The organism is Microtetraspora glauca (assembly GCF_040656155.1).
Taxonomy (GTDB): domain Bacteria; phylum Actinomycetota; class Actinomycetes; order Streptosporangiales; family Streptosporangiaceae; genus Microtetraspora; species Microtetraspora glauca.
In genome coordinates this window covers 125,756-144,228 of sequence record NZ_JBFALK010000018.1, presented here as the reverse complement: position 1 = coordinate 144,228, position 18,473 = coordinate 125,756, and the positions used below count along the sequence as shown (strand labels likewise).

The following is an 18,473-nucleotide window of genomic DNA, read 5'->3' as shown; positions in this document are numbered from 1 at the left end:
CGCGGAGAACGCCCGGTCCTCGGCGCGAAGAACGCCGTTGCTCAACGAAGGAAGGCCGCCGCCACTCCGGCGTCGACCGGGATGTGCAGTCCGGTGGTCAGCGACAGGTCACCGCCGGTGACGGCGAACACCGCCGCCGCGATGTGCTCGGGCAGCACCTCGCGCTTGAGCAGGGTCCGCTGGGCGTAGAACTCGCCGAGCTTCTCCTCCGGCACGCCGTACACGGCGGCGCGGTTGGCACCCCAGCCCGAGGAGAAGATGCCCGAGCCGCGGACCACGCCGTCGGGGTTGATCCCGTTGACGCGGATGCCGTACTCGCCCAGCTCGGCCGCGAGCAGCCGTACCTGGTGCGCCTGGTCGGCCTTCGCCGCGCCGTACGCGACGTTGTTGGGGCCGGCGAAGACCGAGTTCTTGGACGAGATGTAGACGATGTCTCCGCCCATGCCCTGGTCGATCATGATCCGGGCGCCCTCCCTGGAGACCAGGAAGGATCCGCGCGCCATCACGTCGTGCTGCAGGTCCCAGTCCTGGACCGTGGTCTCCAGCAGCGAGCGCGAGAGTGACAGGCCGGCGTTGTTGACGATCAGGTCGACGCCGCCGAAGGCCAGCGCGGCCTGCCCGAACGCGGCGGCGATCTGTTCCTCGCCGCTCACGTCCACGCCCACGGCCACCGCGACGTCCGCGGCCCGGTACGCGCGGGCGCCGAGCTCGGCGGCGACCTTCTCCGCCGCGGCGAGGTCGCGGTCGGCGACGACCACGCAGGCCCCCTCGGCGGCGAGGCGGCGCGCGGTGGCGGCCCCAATGCCGGACCCGCCGCCGGTGACCAGGGCCACCCGCCCGGCCAGCGGCTTGGGCGCGGGCAGGCGGCGCAGCTTGGCCTCCTCCAGCTCCCAGTACTCGATCCGGAACTTCTCCGCCTCGGGGATCGGCGCGTAGGAGGAGACGGCCTCGGCGCCGCGCATCACGTTGACGGCGTTGAGGTAGAACTCGCCGGCCACCCGGGCGGTCTGCTTGTCCTTGCCGAAGGAGAACATGCCGACGCCGGGGACCAGCACGATCGCCGGGTCGGCGCCGCGCATGGCCGGGGAGTCGGGCGACGCGTTCCGGTCGTAGTACGCGCGATACTCCTCGCGGTAGACCGCGTGCAGCTCGCGGAGCCGGGCCGCGGCCTCCTCCGGCGACGCGGTCGCGGGGAGGTCGAGCACGAGCGGGGCGACCTTGGTACGGAGGAAGTGGTCCGGGCAGGACGTGCCGAGCGCGGCCAGGCGGGGGTGCTCGGCCCGGGACAGGAACTCCAGCAGCTCCGGGGTGTCGGTGAAGTGGCCGACCTGCCGCGCGTCGGTGCTCGCCAGGCCGCGGATGAGCGGGAACAGCGCGGCGGCCCGCGCGTGCCTGTCCTCCTCCGCCAGCGGTTCGTAACCGGGCAGGACCGGCCCGAACGGCTCCGGCCTGCCGTGCTCGGCGATGTACGCCTCGGCGGTACGGATGATCTCAAGCGAGTTCGCCTGGCACGCGTCGGAGGTGTCGGCCCACGCGGTGATGCCGTGGCCGCCCAGGATGCACCCGATGGCCTGCGGGTGCTCCCTCCTGATCGCGGCGATGTCCAGGCCGAGCTGGAAACCGGGCCGCCGCCAGGGCACCCAGACCACCCGGTCACCGAAGATCCGCCGGGTCAGCTCCTCGCCGTCGGCGGCGGTCGCGATCGCGATGCCCGCGTCCGGGTGGAGGTGGTCCACGTGCGCGGCCTCCACCAGGCCGTGCATGGCGGTGTCGATGGACGGCGCCGCGCCACGCTGTGTCCGTCCCGGCTCCGCCACCCCGCCCAGGCCGAACGCGCAGAAGTCGAACGCGGCGACCATCTCGTCCTCGCGCTCGACGCCCGGGTAGACGCCGGTCAGCGCGCGCAGCCGGTCGAGCCGGAGTACGGCGAGGCCGGACTCGGCCAGCGTGCCGAGGTCGCCGCCGGACCCCTTGACCCACATCAACTCGACGTCGGAGCCGGTCACCGGGTCCACGGCCACACCCTTGGCCGAGGTGTTACCCCCGGCGAAGTTGGTGTTCCGGGGGTCGGCCCCGAGTGCGTGCGACCGGTTCAGCAGCTCTTCAACCGGCGAAGTCATGAAATATCCCCCAAAGTGTTCTCAGGCGTCACGGTTGCGCGGTGCCTCGGTGTTCTCAGGCACCCCAGCCGGCCTGCCGGCCGCCCACTCGTTCGGTGCGGATCTTCTCGAAGTAACCCGAGCGGGCGTACGCCGCCATCGGGTCGCGGTCCAGGCCCTGCTCCTCGCGGAGCTCGGCGAGCAGCGGGCGGACGTCGGTGTTGTAGGCGTCCATCAGGACCGCGTTCGCGCCGAGCACGTCGCCCGCCGCCTGCGCCGCGGCCAGCGCGTCGCCGTCCACGAGCAGTGCCTTGGCGGTGGCCTCCTGCACGTTCATCACCGACCGGATCTGGCCGGGGATCTTCGGCTCGATGTTGTGGCACTGGTCCAACATGAACGCCACGCCGGAGTCCGGGCCGTACCCGCCGCCGCGCACGACCTCGTACATGATGCGGAAGAGCTGGAACGGGTCGGCCGCGCCCACCATCAGGTCGTCGTCGGCGTAGAAGCGGGAGTTGAAGTCGAACCCGCCGAGTTTCCCCTCGCGCAGCAGGAACGCCACGATGAACTCGATGTTCGTCCCCGGCGCGTGGTGCCCGGTGTCCACCACGACCTGGGCCTTGGGCCCGAGTCGCAGGCAGTGCGCGTACGCCGTGCCCCAGTCGGGCACGTCGGTGACGTAGAACGCGGGCTCGAAGAACTTGTACTCCAGCAGGAAGCGCTGCCCCTCACCCAGCCGGTCGTACACGGCGGAGAGCGCCTCCGCGAGCCGGTCCTGGCGGGCGCGGATGTCGTCCTGGCCGGGATAGTTCGTCCCGTCGGAGAACCACAGCTTCAGCGTGTCGGACCCGGTGAGGTCCATGATGTCCACGCACTCCAGCAGGTGGTCCAGGGCCTTGCGGCGCACCGCCGGGTCCGGGTTGGTGACGCTGCCCAGCCGGTAGTCGTCGTCCTGGAAGACGTTGGAGTTGATCGCGCCGATCCGCACGCCCAGCTCGGACGCGTGCCTGGCCAGATCGCCGTAGTCGTCCACCTTGTCCCACGGGATGTGCAGCGAGACCCGCGGCGCCACTCCCGTGAACGCGTGCACCTGGGCGGCGTCCGCCAGCTTCTCGTACGGGTCGCGCGGCACGCCCTCCTGCGCGAACACCTTGAACCGGGTGCCGCTGTTGCCGTACGCCCACGACGGCGTCTCGATGGACTGCTGCCGCAGCGCCGCCTTGATGTCGCTCATCGAACCCCCGGTTCAGTCGAGATGGAAAACTTCGCGGAGGGCGACCATGCCCTCGTCCGGAGCGCCGTCGAGCTCCTCGAAGAACGGCGCCATCTCGGCCTGCCAGCGGGCGTTGACGTCCCGCTCGGCCATCGCTGCCCGCGCCGCCTCGAAGTCGTCGGTCTCCAGATAGCCCACGAGGAGGCCGTCCTCGCGGAGGAACAGCGAGTAGTTGTGCCAGCCGGTCTCGCTCAGGGCCTCCCGCATCTCCGGCCACACCGCCTGGTGGCGCTCGCGGTACTCCTCCAGCCGGTCCGGCCGGACCCTGAGCAGGAAGCAGACGCGCTGCATGATCACGTTCCTCGCTGTTCCGTACGCGGGATCAGAAGTCGAACTCGTCGATGTTCTCGGCGTTGAAGGTGAAGGGCGGGCCGAGGATGATCTCGCCGTCCTTGCCGATGGTGAACTCGCCGAGCTTGCCGGCCGTGAACTTCTCGCCCTCGGCGCCGGTGATCCGGCCCGAGGCCAGCGCGGCGGCGCTGAAGCTCGCCAGGTACCCCAGGTCCTTCGGGTTCCAGAGTGCGAACTCCTTGACGGTGCCGTTCTTGACGTACTCCCGCATCTGGTTCGGCGTGCCGAGCCCGGTCACCGCGACCTTGCCCTTGTACTTCGAGCCGGAGATGTAGCGGGAGGCGGCCGAGATGCCCACCGTGGTCGGGGAGATGATGCCCTTCAGGTCGGGGTACGCCTGGAGCAGACCCTGGGTCTCCTGGAAGGACTTCTGGTCGTCGTCGTCACCGTAGGCGACCTTGACCAGCTTGAGGTCCTTGTACTCCGGCTTGCCGAGCTCGTCCTTCATGAACTCGATCCAGGCGTTCTGGTTCGTCGCGTTCGCGGTCGCGGACAGGATCGCGATCTCACCCTTGCCGCCGATCTGGTCGGACAGCATCTTCACCTGGGACCGGCCGATCTCCTCGGAGCTGGCCTGGTTGATGAACAGGTTCCGGCAGTCCTTCGCGGCGTCGGAGTCGTACGCGACGACCTTGATGCCCTTGGACATGGCCTGCTTGAGCGGGCCGCAGACGGCGTTGGCGTCGTTGGCCGCGATCAGGATCGCGTCCTGCTTCTGCTGGATCAGCGTGTTGATGTAGGAGACCTGCGAGGAGGCGGAGGCGTCGGACGGGCCGACCTCCTTGGCCTCGCCCTTGTACTCGCCGGCCGCCTCGATGCCCGCCTTGTCGACGATCGTCTCGTACGGGTTGTTGATCTGCTTGGGCAGGAAGGCGATCTTCAGGCCCTCCTTGATGGGGGCGTTCGGATCGGCCGACGCCGGAGCCGAGCCGGTGGTCTGGCCACCCCCGCCCTGCGCGGCGGTGGAGTCCTTGGTGGTTCCGCCTCCGCAGGCGGACAGACCGAGCGAGAGCAGGCCGACCAGGGCGGCGGCCGAGGCGACCCTTCGCGAAGAAGTGAACATGCGTCTATCCCTCAGGAGTTGGCTGGGTTGTGAGCGTCGGAGTGCGCCGTCGTTGCCGCACGGCGGCCACGAGACGAGGGGTGATCACGGAGATCACCAGGAGCAGACCGGTGACGATGGACTGGATCTCGGTCGACACGTCGTTGAGCATCAGCAGGTTGCGGAGCAGCCCGATCAGCAGCACGCCGGCGATGACGCCCCCGAGCGTCCCCTTGCCGCCGTCGAAGTCGACGCCGCCGAGCAGCACGGCCGCGATCACGGCCATCTCCAGGCCGCTGCCGTTGTCGGCACGCGCGCTGCCGTACCGGAAGGTGTAGATGACACCGGCGAACGCGGCGACCACGCTCGCCACCACGAACAGGATGAGCTTGATCCGCTTGACCCGGATGCCGGCGAAGTGCGCGGCCTCCACCTGCGCCCCGATGGCGAACAGCGACCGGCCGAAGCCCGTGGCGTGCAGCACCACCCCCGTCACCGCCGCGAGGACGACGAACAGCATGACGGGGTACGGGATGAACGTTCCGGGCACGTCGTTCACGGCGAGATCGGTGAACTGCTGGGGGAACCCGGCCACCGCGCGGTCGCCGAGCACGACGTAGGCGAGGCCGCGGTAGAGCGCCATCGTGCCGATCGTCACCGCGAGCGACGGCAGCCCGAGGCGGGTCACCAGCAGCCCGTTGACGAGGCCGCACAGCGCGCCCACCACGACGACCAGCGGGATGATCGTCTCGATCGCCCATCCCGCGTCCCAGAGGTTGCCCACCAGCGCGCTGGACAGGCCGAGCACCGAGGCGACCGACAGGTCCACCTCCGCGGCGACCACCAGCAGGGTCATCGCCAGTGCGATCAGCGCGATCTCGCCGAGGTCGCCCAGGGCGAAGGACAGGTTGTCGATGTTGCCGAACTGCGGCGATCCGGTCAGGCCGCCGGCGAACACGAGCACGAGCAGCACGCCGACCAGCACGTCCCAGCGGAGGAAACGCTGGAGCGAGCCTCCGAGTGCGCCTGTCGTCACGTCAGGAGCCATGCCGGGCGTTCCTCCTCCGTAGAATCCGCGCGACGCGCAGGGCGAGCAGCCGGTCCACGCTGATCGCCAGGAGCAGCAGCGCTCCGGTGATGGCCTGCTGCCAGAACGGATCGACCTTGAGCACGACCAGCGCGCTCGTGATGGTGGTGAGCAGCAGCGCTCCGAGCGCCGCGCCGTACACGCTGCCGACGCCTCCGGTGATCGCCACGCCGCCGACCACGACGGCGCTGACCACCTGGAGCTCCCAGCCGCCCGCCGCGTCGGCGACGACCGTGCCGAACCTGGCCAGCCAGAGCACCCCGGCCAGTCCCGCCAGTCCCCCGCTCAGCAGGTAGGCCGTCATCACGCGGCGCCGTACGGGCAGGCCCGCCAGCCGCGCCGCCTCCGGGCTGGAGCCGATGGCGTAGAAGTCCCGGCCCGAGGCGTACGAGCGCAGGTAGTAGCCGGCCGCGACCATCACCAGCACCGCGATCAGCGGGAGGTACGGGATGCCCAGCACGCCGCCGTTGCCCATCGACAGCAGCGCGGGGGGCAGGTCCACGGCGTTGATCTGCCGGCCGTGGGCGATGAAGTGGTCCAGCCCCTGGATGACGTACAGCGTGCCGAGGGTCACCACGAGGGCGGGCACCCGGCCGAAGCTGACCAGCAGCCCGTTGGCCAGGCCGCAGACCGCGCCGATCGCGACGCCGAGGACGACCGCGAACACGATCCCCCGGCCGTGGTCGGCGGCGAGGAAGTCGCCGACGGTGAAGGCGACCAGGCCGACGACCGACCCGACGGACAGGTCGATGTTCTTGGTGATGATCACGAAGGACTGGCCGACGGCCAGTAGCACCAGGATCGACGCGTTGAGGAAGATGTCCTTGACGCCCTGGCCGGAGAGGAAGTTGCCGTTCACTCCGGTGGTCACCGCGACCAGCAGGACCAGTGCCGCCACGATGCTCAGTTCGCGTGCCCGGAACACCAGGTCGACCAGGCTGCGGCCGCCGCGCCCGGCGGTGACGGCGGTCATGCGCGCTCCCCCGTCCCGCCGCTGCAGTGCTCGTTCACGAAGCCCTCCCGGTCGCCGCTGCCATCACGCTCTCCTCTGTCGCCGCGTCCCGCGGGATCTCGGCGACCAGCCGCCCCTCCTGCATGACCAGCACCCGGTCGGCCATGCCGAGCACCTCGGGCAGGTCGGAGGAGATCATCAGTACGGCGAGGCCGTCGGCGGCCAGCTCGGACAGCAGCCGGTGCACCTCGGCCTTGGTGCCGACGTCGATGCCGCGGGTGGGCTCGTCGATGATGAGCACCCCCGGCCGGGTCGACAGCCACTTGCCGAGCACGACCTTCTGCTGATTGCCGCCGGACAGCACGTTGACCGCGTCCGACAGCCGGTTGAACTTGAGCTGGAGCCTGATCGCCCAGTCGCGGGCCCGGTCCCGCTCGGCGGCCCGCGAGATCACCGGACCGCGGCGGAGGTTCTTCAGACCGGTGAGGCCGATGTTGCGCTCGATCGACTGCTCCATCACCAGGCCCTGCTGCCGCCGGTCCTCGGGGACCAGGGCGAGGCCCGCCGACATCGCGGCGGTCGGCGACGCGGCCGGAAGCCCGCGCCCGTTCACCTCGACCGACCCGGCGTCCCAACGGTCGACGCCGAAGATCGCGCGGGCGACCTCGCTGCGTCCCGCGCCGACGAGCCCGGCGAGCGCGACGATCTCGCCGCGCCGTACCTCGAAGGAGACGTCGGTGAAGACGCCCTCCCGGGTGAGCCGGTGAACCTTGAGCGCCACCTCGCCGGGGACGGTGTCCAGCTTGGGATAGAGGGCGTCGAGGTCGCGGCCGACCATGCGCCGGATCAGGTCGTCGTGGGTCATCCCGGCCACCGGCTCGCTGGCGATCCAGGTGCCGTCGCGGAGGGTCGTGACCCGCTGGCAGAGCTCGAAGATCTCGTCCAGGCGGTGCGAGATGAACAGGACCGCGCATCCCTGCTCGCGCAGGGCCTTGACCACGTTGAAGAGACGGGCGACCTCGGCGCCGGACAGCGCCGCGGTGGGCTCGTCCATGATCAGCACCCGGGCGTCCCTGGAGAGTGCCTTGGCGATCTCGACGAGCTGCTGGTCGGCGATGGACAGGCCGCGGGCGGGCTGCTCGGGGTCGAGTGCCACGCCGAGCCGCTTGAACAGCTCGGCGGCGCGGCCGTGCATGGCCCCGCGGTCGATACGGCGGAGCGCGGCGCGCGGCTGGCGGCCGATGAAGATGTTCTCCGCGACCGACAGGTCGGGGAACATCGTCGGCTCCTGGTAGATCACGGCGACGCCCGCGTTCTGGGCGTCGGCCGGGCTGTGGAACTCGACCGGCTCCCCGTCGAGCAGAAGCTGTCCGGTGTCCGGCCGGTACACCCCGGTCAGGGTCTTCACCAGCGTGGACTTCCCGGCGCCGTTCTCACCCGCGAGGGCGTGCGCCTCCCCGGCGAACAGCTCTAGGGAGACGTCGCGGAGCGCCTGCACGGCACCGAACGCCTTGCTCACCCCGCGCAGCGCCAGGACGGGCGGCGCGTCTCCTCCGGGCGGCTCGGTCACCGCGCCCACCCCTTCCCAGAAAAACGTTTTAGCGAACTGCACCCGGACGGTAATCGCCCTGCTAGAAGCTTGTCAATGGGAGATGAAGCGCTCGTTTCCAGAGCGTTACCCAGCTCCCGATGCAGGATACGTGCAACCATGCTGACCTGCATGTTCAGGTAAGGTCTTGCCAAATCCGGCTAACACGTTTTAATAGATCACGATCGGAGGAGGGCAGTTGGGCACCGTGACCATCAAGGAGGTCGCCCAGCGCGCGGGGGTGTCTCCAGGCACGATCTCCAACGTGCTCAACCGGCCGGAGCGGGTGGCCCCGGCCACCCGGAAACGCGTCGAGGAGGCGATCCGCGAGCTGGGGTTCGTCCGGCACGGCTCGGCGTCGACGCTGCGCGCCGGTCACAGCCGGATCATCGGCCTGTCCGTGATGGACATCGGCAACCCGTTCTTCACCGACGTCGCGGCGGGTGTCGAGGAGACCGCGAGCGCGCTCGGCTACGCCGTGATCCTGGGCAACTCGGCCGGCTCGCTGGCCAAGGAGGAGCGCAACCTGCGCGTCCTGGCCGAGCAGCGCGTGCGCGGCGTCCTCATCACGCCGTCGGACGACGATCCGGCCCGGTTCGACCAGCTGCGCGAGCGGGACATCAGCGTCGTCCTCGTCGATCACCCGGCGCACCGCCCGGACCAGTGCTCGGTCACGGTCAACGACGTGGGTGGCGGCCAGATGGCCGTGGCGCACCTGCTCGGCCGGGGTGCCCGGCGGATCTGCCACCTCACCGGCCCGCTGACCATCCGGCAGTGCCGCGAGCGAAAGCTCGGCGCCGAGCAGGCCGTGATCGCCGCCGGCCTCGATCCCGCCACCACGCTCGAACTCGTCGAGGCGCCCGCGATGACGGCCCGCGCCGGACAGCAGGCGGCCGAGCGCATGCTCGACACCGGCCTGCTCCCCGAGGCGGTGTTCTGTGCCAACGACCTGCTCGCCGTCGGCGTACTGCGCGGCCTGCTCCTCGCCGGCGTGAACGTCCCCGACGACGTCGCCCTGATCGGCTACGACGACATCGACTTCGCCGCCGCCTCCACGGTGTCGCTCAGTTCGATCAGACAGCCCACGTACCGGCTCGGCCAGATCGCCACCGAACTGCTGCTCGACGAGTGCGACAACCCCGGCACGCACGCCCACCAGCAGATCATGTTCCAACCCGAGCTCGTCCTGCGCGAGTCCACCGGCTCCCCCCGCTGAGAGGTACGAAATGAGCGTTCACGCGGCTGTCGATCTCGGCGCGTCCAGCGGCCGGGTGATGACCGTACGGATCGACGGCGACCGGCTCGACCTCACCGAGACGCACCGCTTCGCCAACCGGCCGGTCCGCGTCGGCGGGACCCTCCACTGGGACGTCCTGGCGCTGTACCGGGGCGTGCTGGACGGGCTCGGCCGGGCCGGGCGGGTCGACTCGATCGGCATCGACTCCTGGGCGGTCGACTACGGCCTGCTCGACGCCTCAGGACGGCTGATCGGCAACCCGGTGCACTACCGCGACGAGCGGACCGCCGGGATCATGGAACGCGTCTCCGCCGAGCTGGGGGCGGGCACGCTCTACCAGGTCGGCGGCCTCCAGTTCCTGCCGTTCAACACGATCTACCAGCTGCTCGCCGATCCGCTGCTCGACCGGGCGGAGACGCTGCTGCTGATCCCCGACCTGCTGGCGTACTGGCTGACCGGCTCCGTCGGGGCCGAGGTCACCAACGCCTCCACCACCGGCCTGTACGACGTGCGCGCCGGGTCCTGGGCGCACGATCTGGCCGACCGGCTGGGCCTCCCGTCCCGGATCCTGCCCGCGCTGCGGCCGCCCGGCGCCCCCGCGGGGACGCTGCGCGCCGACGTCGCCGCCGAGGCCGGACTGCCCGGCGCCACCCCGGTCACCGCGGTCGCCTCGCACGACACCGCGTCGGCCGTGGCCGCGGTCCCGGCGACCGGCGGGCGGTTCGCCTACATCTCCTCGGGCACCTGGTCGCTGGTCGGCCTCGAACTGCCCCGGCCCGTGCTCACCGAGGAGAGCCGGCTGGCCAACTTCACCAACGAGGGCGGTCTGGACGGGACCATCCGCTACCTCCGCAACGTGATGGGGCTGTGGATCCTCCAGGAATGCCTGCGCGCGTGGGGTGAGAGCGACCTTCCCGCGCTGCTGGCCGCCGCCGGGCGGGCCCGGCCGTTCGAGGCCGTCATCGATCCGGACGACCCGGCCTTCCTGCCGCCGGGTGACATGCCCGCCAGGATCGCGGACTTCTGCGCGCGCACCGGCCAGCGCCCGCCCACCGGCAGGGCGGAAGCCGTACGCACCGTGCTGGAGGGCCTGGCCCTCGCCTACCGCAGGACACTCCGCGACGCCGTACGGCTCAGCGGGCAACAGGTGGACGTCGTCCACGTCGTCGGCGGCGGTGCCCGGAACGCGCCGCTCTGCCAGATGACCGCCGACGCCACCGGCCTTCCCGTGGTCGCCGGTCCGGTGGAGGCCGCCGCGCTCGGCAACGCGCTGGTCCAGGCCCGCGCCCAGGGCGTGGTCTCCGACATCCGCGCCCTCGTCCGCCACAGCGAGCGGCTCGTGACGTACGAGCCGCGGGGAGACCGCGCGGCCTGGGACGCCGCCGAAATGCGCCTCGCCGAGCTCACGGCCGAGCTTCCCCCGGACCTCACCGCCAGGCGCTGACCAGGTCATCCGGCCCGTACGCGGTCACGCCGGAGCAGGACACCCCGCTCCTCGACACCGCGACCAGCGGGAGTTGCCCGCGCGGCGAGCTCCGCGTCCCGCCCGATGAAGTCGGCCATGCTGAATGGCACTTCGAGGGATGCTATCGCCGGCGAAACTATCGTCGATCGAAGTATTCACGCCTGGCCGAGGCGGCGGAGCAGCTGCTCACGTCTGAGTTCGAGGTCCTCGATCAACGCTTCCTGCTGTTCGACCTGGGTGATCACGGCCGACATCTCGGCGGCGTCCGTGGGGCCGGCCCCACGCTCCCCGATCTCCCTGCGCATGTCCACCACCTCCTGGCGCAACCGCACCAGATCGGCGTCCACCCGCTCCAACTGCTCCCTGTACTTCAGTTCGTTCATCGATTCCCGCCCGTCGTCGTAGGCCGTCCTTCAACGACATTCCCCTACACACCGGACTAATCGGGCTCAGGGCGCCAGGTAGACGACGGTTCCGTCCGTACGGGCGGTCTGCGCGGCCCTGAACCGGGCGACGAGGAAGGACGGCATCAGCGCGTCGGCCTCCTCGGCGGTGAAGAACCCGAAGTCGTCGAGCTCCTCGTCCTGCAGGACGATGCCGTCGCCGCCGTCCAGCGTGCCGCAGTCGAAGAGGAAGTGCACCAGCGGGACCGGACGGTCGTCCAACGGCTCCACCCAGTTGACGACGAGCAGCGGCCCGACCGGCAGCGTCAGGCTCAGCTCCTCGCGCACCTCCCTGCCGCAGGCCGCCTCGGGCGACTCGCCCTCGTCGACGTGCCCGCCGGGCCAGCCCCAGTGATCGCGATAGTTCGGCTTGACCAGCAGCACGCGGCCGGCGGGGTCCGTGATGAACCCGCCGGCGGCCACGATCACCTTGTGCAACCCGGCGTAGAACACGTCAGCGGGGATCACGGGCGGGCCCTCCAGTGGAATGGACGCATGCCCCCGAGCATAGATCGTCACCCTCTCGGGGTGGCAGATCACTGGTGAGCTGCGGATTCGGGGCGTCACCCCGGCTCCCGGCAGGTCGTCCCCTACGCGGCCCCCAGGGATGTCCAGTAGCTCTCGAGGCGGACCCGGGTGTCGTCCGCTCCGTCGACGGCAGGAGCACGGGTTGGTCTTCCGGCCGGAGGTTTCCGGCCTTATCGATTCCTACGGTTTCCCTGTGACAGGGAAGACGCCGACGCGCCGCCGTAGAAACCTCGCCGCCTCGATCGGAGGCTGGAGCGCCCGCCACAGATGGTGGGCGTTGCTCATCTGGACCGCCTTCGTGATCGTCTCGGTGTTCGCCGGGAACGCCGTCGGCGTCGCGAAGATGAAGTCGTACGAGAACGCGAACGGCGATTCCCGTGAAGCCGCGCGGATCCTGGACGGAGCCGGGTTCGAGGACGTGGCGAGCGAGGTCGTCCTCCTCCAGAGCGGCACCCTGACCATCAAGGACCGGCGGTTCCGCGACGCCGTCGCCGATGTGAAGAAGGCCGTCGAGGCCACCGGCCAGGTCGAACACGTGCGCACGCCGTACGACAAGGAGCCGTCGCCGGTCACCGAGGACGGGAAGACGGCGCTGGTCCAGTTCGACATGAAGGGCGAGGGCGCGACCGCCAAGGATCGGGTCCGGCCGGTACTCGACGCGGTGGCCGGGGTCGCGGCCGCGCATCCCGGCGTGCGGATCGAGCAGGCGGGAGGAGCAAGCTCGGCCAAGCTGATCGGCGAGGCGATCGACGAGGACTTCGTCCGCGCGGAGCGGCTCTCGCTGCCGATCACCATCGGCATCCTGCTCGCCGCCTTCGGCGCGTTGCTGGCCGCGGTGGTCCCGGTCGCGCTGGCGATGACGGCGATCTTCTCCGCCACCGGCCTGCTGGCCCTGACCAGCCACCTCCTCCACGTGGACGACGCGACGAGCAACGTGATGCTGCTGATCGGCCTCGCGGTCGGCGTGGACTATTCGCTCTTCTACATCATGCGCGAGCGGGAGGAGAGGGCGAAGGGCCGGGGCAAACGGAGGGCCATGGAGATCGCGGCGGCCACGTCGGGCCGGGCCGTCCTGGTCTCCGGCGTCACCGTGATCGTGGCGATGGCGGGGATGTTCCTGACCGGCAACGGCATCTTCATGGGCTTCGCCGAGGGAACGATCCTCGTGGTGCTGACGGCCGTGGTCGGCTCGCTGACCGTGCTCCCCGCGCTGCTCTCACTGATCGGCGACAAGATCGACGCCCGGGTGATCCACGGCACGGTACGCGCCGTCACCCGCGGCCGGGTCACCTGGCGGCGCGTCCTCGGCGTGCGTGGCGGCGAGAGCCGCTTCTGGGGCGCGGTCCTCGGCCCGGTGCTGCGCCGCCCGGCGATCTCCGCCGTCCTCGCCGGCGGACTGCTCGTCGCGCTGGCGATCCCCGCGGTGGGCCTGAAGACCGGCCCGCAGACCATCGACGACCTCCAGGGCGACTACGCGATCGCGGAGACCTTCAAGCGGATCGACAAGGCGTTCCCCGGCGGCAACGAGCCGGCCGTGGTCGTGCTCAAGGCGGCCGACGCGACCTCCCCCGAGGTCACCTCGGCGATCGAGGAGTTCCGGAAGCGGGCGCTGGCCACCGGCGAGGCGAACGAACCATTCAACGTCTCGATAAATCCGGACAAGACGGTGGCGCGGATCGCCATCGGAATCAAGGGAACCGGCACCGACGCCGTGTCCGAGCACGCCATCCACACGCTGCGCGAGAAGGTCATCCCCGCCACCATCCCCGGCGCCCATGTCACCGGCGCCACCGCGGGCTCGATGGACTTCAACGAGCAGCTGGCCCGGAGCCTGCCGCTCGTGTTCGGGTTCGTGCTGCTGTTCGCGTTCCTCCTGCTGCTGGCCTCGTTCCGCTCCCTGGTGGTCGCGGTCAAGGCCATCGTGCTCAACCTGCTGTCCGTCGCGGCGGCGTACGGCGTGCTCGTGCTGGTCTTCCAGAAGGGGTACGGCGAGAGCCTGCTGGGCTTCGAGTCCACCGGGACGATCACCGACTGGTTGCCGCTGTTCCTGTTCGTGATCCTCTTCGGGCTCTCGATGGACTACCACGTCTTCATCCTGAGCCGGGTGCGTGAGGCGTACGACAGGGGCATGCGGACCGAGGACGCGGTCGCGTACGGCATCAGGAGCACGGCGGCCGTGGTGACCAGCGCGGCGCTCATCATGGTGGCGGTGTTCGCGACGTTCGCCACGCTGTCGCTGCTGACCTTCATGCAGCTCGGGGTCGGCCTGGCGGTGGCGGTCCTGATCGACGCCACGATCGTGCGGGCGGTGCTGCTGCCCGCGACCATGAAGCTGCTCGGCGACTGGAACTGGTACCTGCCCCGCTGGCTCCGGTGGCTGCCCCAGCTCTCCCATGGCGAGGAAAGCGAGGAGGAGGAGGAGGAGCGGCCCGCCGATCGGGACCGCGTCCCGGTCCCGGTCGGCTGACGCCTCGGGCGGGCTACGGCATCAGACCGAGGAGGGCGAACTTGCGTGCCTGCGCGGGCTCGGCCATCCGCTGGACCTCCTTCAGGTTCGTCCCGAGTACGACGATCGTGTTGTTGGGCGTGCCCTTCACCCGGACCGCGAGCCTGCCGTCCGTGAGGTAGGTGGCGCCGATCAGGCTGCCCTTGACCGGCAGCTTGATGGTGCTCCCTGTCACGGTGTCGACCAGCGTGGGACGGAACCACAGCGGCCAGGAGCCGTCGCCGCCGGGGGAACTCGCACCGATCTTGTTGACGATCACCCGGCGGCCGTCGGGCGACAGGCTCTGGACGTGGTTCGCGAGCTTGATCCCCGCCGCCCGCCGGGTCTTCCCGGTGGTGGTGTCGAGGAGGAAGACGCCGTCGGTGGTTCCGGCGTAGCCGGCCAGGTAGCGGCCCCCCGCCGACCAGGCGAGGTGGCACACCCCGTACGACTTGCCGATCTTGCGGCGGTTCTTGCCGTCGGCGCCGACGATCCCGATGGGAGCCATGGACTCCGCAGCGGTCATCGCGTACGCGATGCGGGTGGAGTCGGCGGACCAGACAGGGGTGGCGCACGGAACGCCGGAGACCGCGCCCTTGGCGACGACGGTGTCGCTCGTTCCCTGGGTCACGTGCAGGCGCCCGTTGTCGTCGACCCAGGCGACCTTCTTCCCGTCGGGCGCGGCCGAGATCTGGATCATGGTGCCGACCTTGGTCTTCGTGAAGCCCCTGCCCGGCAGGTACGTGTGGACGATGGCCGCGGTCCCCTCGTATCCGAGGAAGGTCGCCCCGCTCACCTGCCGCGCCGCCGCCTGGGCCGGGGCCGGAACGGCGAGGAGGGGGAGGGCGAGCACCGGCAGAGCCGTCATGATTCGCATAGCCGTAACGATTATCGGATCATCGCCACAAACGGCAATCCAACCCCCAATTTGTCCGGAAAAATCATGTTTAGGTAAAGTTTGCGGCATGGGGGCCTTCGGAATCGTTCGACGGCCCCTGACCTTCTGGATCGTGGGCGTGCTCGCCTACATCGTCGCCGTCTTCCACCGCCAGTCGCTCGGCGTGAGCGCGATCGACGCGACGGCCAGGTTCGGCATCGGCGCGACGGGCCTCTCCCTCCTCGCGATGCTCCAACTGCTCGTCTACGCGACCATGCAGATCCCGGTCGGCGTCCTGGTCGACCGGCTGGGATCCAGAAAGATGATCATCATCGGCGCGGCCGTCATGGCCGCGGGGCAGGTCGTCTTCGCGCTCGCGGACGGCCTGCTCGGAGCCGTCGCCGGCCGGGTCCTGATCGGTTCCGGCGACGCGCTGACCTTCATCAGCGTGATCCGCATCGTGAACCTCTGGTTCCCGGCCCGCAGGAACCCCCTGATCGTGCAGATCACCGCCCAACTCGGCCAGGTGGGCGCGATCGTGTCGGCGGTGCCGCTGATCAGCTCACTGCACTCGTACGGCTGGACCCCCACCTTCCTCGGCGCAGCCGCCCTCAGCGTGCTCGTGCTCGTCTCGGCGGTGATCCTCCTGCGCGACCGGAGACCGGACGCGACCACCGCGGGGATGGGAGTGCGCGCCGCGTGGGCTCACCCGGGCACCCGGCTGGGCATGTGGACCCACGCCGCGACCCAGTGCTCCTCGGCCGCGTTCACGATGTTGTGGGGATATCCGTACCTGGTCGAGAGCCAGGGGCTGTCCCCGCACGCCGCCGGCCTGCTGATCACCATGCTGACCGTGCTGTCGATGACGGCCGGGCCGCTGCTCGGCTACCTCGCCGGGCGGTTCCCGTTCCACCGTTCCCGGATGGTGCTGATCGTCATCGGCGCGACGGCGGCGGCGTGGACCGCGGTGCTGCTGTGGCCTGGCCACGCCCCGCAGTGGGTGCTCGTGCTGCTCGTGGTCGTGCTCGCGACGAACGGCCCCGGCTCGGCCATCGGCTTCGACTACGCGCGGACGTTCAATCCCACCGAGCGCATCGGCGTGGCCACCGGCATCGTCAACAGCGGCGGCTTCGCGGCGTCGATGACGGTGATCGCCACGGTCGGCGTCCTCGTCGACCTGGTCGGGGACTACCGCTGGGCGTTCGCCGTGCAGTACCCCATCTGGCTGCTCGGCGCGGTGCAGGTCGTCCGCTACCGCGTGCGCGCCCGGCGCCTCCAGCCGGCCCCGACCCTAAACCCCAACCCCGGCACCGCCTCAGCCTGAGACTGGGGCACCGGTCGGTACGAAGGGGTCGGCGAAGTGCCCGGTGCCCAGGACGGCGACGCGGCCGAGGAGAGCGACCCGGCTGCGCACCGCCAGTTCCGGATCCTCGTCGTAGACATAGGTGATCGTGGGATCACGCAGCTGCTCCGGATGGAGCACCACGTCCCCGCTGAGCGCGAGATCGCCCACCTCGACCGTCTGGTGCCCAGGGGTGTGGCCGGGGCTGTGGACGGCGGTGATCCCGGGCAGCAGCTCGGCCGTGCCGTCCAGGATCTGGATCGAGTCGCCGAGCGGGACGACGACCTGGTCGCGCATCGGACCACGCACCCAGTCGAGCTCGGCCCGCTGTACGGCATAGCGCGCGTTGGGGAACGCGGGACCGTCACCGGTGGCGCTGCCGCTCGCGTGGTCGCTGTGCAGGTGCGTCAGGACGACCAGGTCCACATCCGCCGCGGCGACGCCGTGGGCGGACAGCTCCTCGAACAGGCGTCCCGGCACGGGTGCCCAGCTCGCCGCGGGAGACCCGGCTCCGCCGATCCCCGTGTCGACCAGGACGGTACGGCCGGCCGCCCGCAACAGATAGCAGTGGAAGTGGAGGATCCACTCCTCGCCGTCCGCGAACGATCCTCCGGGGAACATCTCGGGCAGCGGCTTGCGGATGTGCGAGCCCATCGGCCCCACCGCATCACACAACGGGATGACCTCGACACCGGACACGATCCTCGCTTCATGCGCCATGGCCCACACGATAGGAGAATCAGGGCGCTCCCATATCTCGCTCATCTATCTCGCTCCACGCCGACTTCGGCACGAAGGCCCACAGATCGCCCCGGGCGTAGCGTCACCCCGCACCGGGGCACGCCATGATGGAACGCATGCTCGCCGACGTGATCGATCACCTGACCTGCCCGGTCTGCCGGGAACGGCTGGCACTGGCCGGAGGCACCGTCAGGTGCGAGCGCGGGCACAGCTTCGACGTCGCGCGGCAGGGATACGTCAGCATGCTGACGGGATCGGCGGTCCCCGGCACGGCCGACACCCCGGCGATGGTGGCGGCCCGCGCGGACTTCCTCGCCGCCGGCCACTACGCGCCGCTCGCCGGCCGTCTCGCCCGGCTCTGCGCGGACGCGTCCGTGGTCGCGGACGCGGGCGCGGGAACCGGCTACTACCTCGCGCACGCCCTTCCCGGCCGTGCCGTCGGCATCGCGCTCGACGTCTCCAGGCACGCGATCAAGCGGGCGGCGCGGGCGCACCCCCGGATCGGCGCCCTGGTCGCGGACGTGTGGCGGCCGCTCCCCGTCCGGGACGCGAGCGTGGACGTGCTGCTCAACGTGTTCGCGCCGCGCAACCCCTCCGAGTTCGCGCGCGTCCTGCGGCCCGAGGGGACGCTCGTGGTGGTCACGCCGGCCGCCGGCCACCTGCGCCCACTGGTGGAGCGCCTCGGCCTGTTGTCGGTGGACGAGGACAAGGAGCGGCGACTGGAGGCGGCGTTCGGCGACCGGTTCACGAAGGCGGGACGCGAGGACGTGGAGATCACGCTCGACCTCTCCCATCCGGCGGTCGAGGCCGTGGTGGGGATGGGCCCGAGCGCCTGGCACACCGACCCGGGCACGCTGGCCGAGGGCGTCCGCGCACTGCCCGATCCGGTACGCGTGACCGCGTCGTTCCAGATCACCACATGGACGCGAAAGCTCTCCTGATACTCCAGTGACTAAAGGGGCA

17 protein-coding genes are annotated in these 18,473 nt (G+C 70.5%); 5 read left to right on the top strand and 12 right to left on the bottom strand.

Features of this window, described 5'->3' with window-relative positions:
* Window positions 1-41 precede the first annotated feature (41 nt).
* From AB0I59_RS29740 to AB0I59_RS29710, 7 genes are read right to left on the bottom strand one after another with little or no spacing between them, the layout of a single operon-like run.
* Window positions 42-2,120, bottom strand: coding sequence for a bifunctional rhamnulose-1-phosphate aldolase/short-chain dehydrogenase (locus AB0I59_RS29740; RefSeq protein WP_061260064.1), 2,079 nt, complete (start codon window positions 2,118-2,120; stop codon window positions 42-44).
* Between the two features lie 55 nt (window positions 2,121-2,175).
* On the bottom strand, window positions 2,176-3,333 hold the full coding sequence (rhaI, locus tag AB0I59_RS29735; RefSeq protein ID WP_061260065.1) for an L-rhamnose isomerase: 1,158 nt from the start codon (window positions 3,331-3,333) through the stop codon (window positions 2,176-2,178).
* 12 nt (window positions 3,334-3,345) lie between these two features.
* Window positions 3,346-3,663 (bottom strand): L-rhamnose mutarotase, encoded by a 318-nt coding sequence (locus tag AB0I59_RS29730; RefSeq protein WP_061260066.1) that lies wholly within the window; start codon window positions 3,661-3,663, stop codon window positions 3,346-3,348.
* Between the two features lie 31 nt (window positions 3,664-3,694).
* Window positions 3,695-4,786, bottom strand: coding sequence for a rhamnose ABC transporter substrate-binding protein (gene rhaS / locus AB0I59_RS29725; RefSeq protein WP_061260067.1), 1,092 nt, complete (start codon window positions 4,784-4,786; stop codon window positions 3,695-3,697).
* Window positions 4,787-4,790: 4 nt separating this feature from the next.
* Entirely contained in the window at window positions 4,791-5,813 is a 1,023-nt protein-coding gene (locus AB0I59_RS29720) for an ABC transporter permease (protein ID WP_228642270.1), read from the bottom strand.
* On the bottom strand, window positions 5,803-6,825 hold the full coding sequence (locus tag AB0I59_RS29715) for an ABC transporter permease (RefSeq protein ID WP_358138187.1): 1,023 nt from the start codon (window positions 6,823-6,825) through the stop codon (window positions 5,803-5,805). The genes AB0I59_RS29720 and AB0I59_RS29715 overlap by 11 nt, the downstream gene beginning before the upstream one ends.
* 34 nt (window positions 6,826-6,859) lie before the next feature.
* Window positions 6,860-8,374 (bottom strand): sugar ABC transporter ATP-binding protein, encoded by a 1,515-nt coding sequence (locus AB0I59_RS29710; protein ID WP_358138185.1) that lies wholly within the window; start codon window positions 8,372-8,374, stop codon window positions 6,860-6,862.
* A 226-nt stretch (window positions 8,375-8,600) separates the two neighbouring features.
* Here AB0I59_RS29710 and AB0I59_RS29705 point away from each other — a divergent pair, with 226 nt between their 5' ends.
* Both AB0I59_RS29705 and AB0I59_RS29700 read left to right on the top strand, forming a co-directional pair.
* Window positions 8,601-9,608, top strand: a complete 1,008-nt coding sequence (locus AB0I59_RS29705) for a LacI family DNA-binding transcriptional regulator (RefSeq protein WP_358138267.1) — start codon at window positions 8,601-8,603, stop codon at window positions 9,606-9,608.
* A 10-nt stretch (window positions 9,609-9,618) separates the two neighbouring features.
* Window positions 9,619-11,073 carry a rhamnulokinase gene (locus AB0I59_RS29700; RefSeq protein WP_358138183.1) on the top strand — a complete coding sequence of 485 codons (1,455 nt, stop codon included), beginning with the start codon at window positions 9,619-9,621 and terminating at the stop codon, window positions 11,071-11,073.
* A 5-nt stretch (window positions 11,074-11,078) separates the two neighbouring features.
* Here the strand turns inward: AB0I59_RS29700 and AB0I59_RS29695 are convergent, their stop codons facing one another.
* The 3 genes from AB0I59_RS29695 to AB0I59_RS29685 form a co-directional block, all read right to left on the bottom strand.
* The gene (locus tag AB0I59_RS29695; RefSeq protein WP_358138181.1) at window positions 11,079-11,204 is read right to left on the bottom strand and encodes a hypothetical protein; all 126 of its coding nucleotides are present in this window, start codon (window positions 11,202-11,204) and stop codon (window positions 11,079-11,081) included.
* A gap of 45 nt (window positions 11,205-11,249) precedes the next feature.
* The gene (locus AB0I59_RS29690) at window positions 11,250-11,477 is read right to left on the bottom strand and encodes a hypothetical protein (RefSeq protein WP_061260072.1); all 228 of its coding nucleotides are present in this window, start codon (window positions 11,475-11,477) and stop codon (window positions 11,250-11,252) included.
* A 66-nt stretch (window positions 11,478-11,543) separates the two neighbouring features.
* Window positions 11,544-12,005, bottom strand: coding sequence for an NUDIX domain-containing protein (locus AB0I59_RS29685; protein ID WP_228642280.1), 462 nt, complete (start codon window positions 12,003-12,005; stop codon window positions 11,544-11,546).
* A 253-nt stretch (window positions 12,006-12,258) separates the two neighbouring features.
* On the opposite strand from AB0I59_RS29685, the gene AB0I59_RS29680 reads away from it, so the two are divergent.
* Window positions 12,259-14,532: an MMPL family transporter gene (locus AB0I59_RS29680; RefSeq protein ID WP_358138178.1), complete on the top strand. Its 2,274-nt coding sequence runs from the start codon at window positions 12,259-12,261 to the stop codon at window positions 14,530-14,532.
* 13 nt (window positions 14,533-14,545) lie between these two features.
* On the opposite strand, the gene AB0I59_RS29675 is transcribed toward AB0I59_RS29680, so the two are convergent.
* On the bottom strand, window positions 14,546-15,427 hold the full coding sequence (locus AB0I59_RS29675; protein WP_358138176.1) for a hypothetical protein: 882 nt from the start codon (window positions 15,425-15,427) through the stop codon (window positions 14,546-14,548).
* Between the two features lie 88 nt (window positions 15,428-15,515).
* Between AB0I59_RS29675 and AB0I59_RS29670 the strand changes: the two genes are divergently transcribed.
* Window positions 15,516-16,751 (top strand): MFS transporter, encoded by a 1,236-nt coding sequence (locus AB0I59_RS29670; RefSeq protein ID WP_358138174.1) that lies wholly within the window; start codon window positions 15,516-15,518, stop codon window positions 16,749-16,751.
* On the opposite strand, the gene AB0I59_RS29665 is transcribed toward AB0I59_RS29670, so the two are convergent.
* Window positions 16,743-17,489: an MBL fold metallo-hydrolase gene (locus AB0I59_RS29665; RefSeq protein ID WP_358138172.1), complete on the bottom strand. Its 747-nt coding sequence runs from the start codon at window positions 17,487-17,489 to the stop codon at window positions 16,743-16,745. The two genes, AB0I59_RS29670 and AB0I59_RS29665, sit on opposite strands and share 9 nt — an antisense overlap.
* Before the next feature lie 137 nt (window positions 17,490-17,626).
* Between AB0I59_RS29665 and AB0I59_RS29660 the strand changes: the two genes are divergently transcribed.
* On the top strand, window positions 17,627-18,451 hold the full coding sequence (locus tag AB0I59_RS29660) for a putative RNA methyltransferase (protein WP_358138170.1): 825 nt from the start codon (window positions 17,627-17,629) through the stop codon (window positions 18,449-18,451).
* Window positions 18,452-18,473 lie beyond the last annotated feature (22 nt).

Bases quoted from the DNA above. Each gene is read 5' to 3' on its own strand.
- AB0I59_RS29675 (WP_358138176.1), bottom strand. From the start codon at position 15,427: ATGCGAATCATGACGGCTCTGCCGGTGCTCGCCCTCCCCCTCCTCGCC.
- AB0I59_RS29665 (WP_358138172.1), bottom strand. From the start codon at position 17,489: ATGGCGCATGAAGCGAGGATCGTGTCCGGTGTCGAGGTCATCCCGTTG.
- AB0I59_RS29660 (WP_358138170.1), top strand. From the start codon at position 17,627: ATGCTCGCCGACGTGATCGATCACCTGACCTGCCCGGTCTGCCGGGAA.
- AB0I59_RS29730 (WP_061260066.1), bottom strand. From the start codon at position 3,663: ATGCAGCGCGTCTGCTTCCTGCTCAGGGTCCGGCCGGACCGGCTGGAG.
- AB0I59_RS29700 (WP_358138183.1), top strand. From the start codon at position 9,619: ATGAGCGTTCACGCGGCTGTCGATCTCGGCGCGTCCAGCGGCCGGGTG.
- AB0I59_RS29670 (WP_358138174.1), top strand. From the start codon at position 15,516: ATGGGGGCCTTCGGAATCGTTCGACGGCCCCTGACCTTCTGGATCGTG.
- AB0I59_RS29720 (WP_228642270.1), bottom strand. From the start codon at position 5,813: ATGGCTCCTGACGTGACGACAGGCGCACTCGGAGGCTCGCTCCAGCGT.
- AB0I59_RS29715 (WP_358138187.1), bottom strand. From the start codon at position 6,825: ATGACCGCCGTCACCGCCGGGCGCGGCGGCCGCAGCCTGGTCGACCTG.
- rhaI (WP_061260065.1), bottom strand. From the start codon at position 3,333: ATGAGCGACATCAAGGCGGCGCTGCGGCAGCAGTCCATCGAGACGCCG.
- AB0I59_RS29740 (WP_061260064.1), bottom strand. From the start codon at position 2,120: ATGACTTCGCCGGTTGAAGAGCTGCTGAACCGGTCGCACGCACTCGGG.
- rhaS (WP_061260067.1), bottom strand. From the start codon at position 4,786: ATGTTCACTTCTTCGCGAAGGGTCGCCTCGGCCGCCGCCCTGGTCGGC.
- AB0I59_RS29690 (WP_061260072.1), bottom strand. From the start codon at position 11,477: ATGAACGAACTGAAGTACAGGGAGCAGTTGGAGCGGGTGGACGCCGAT.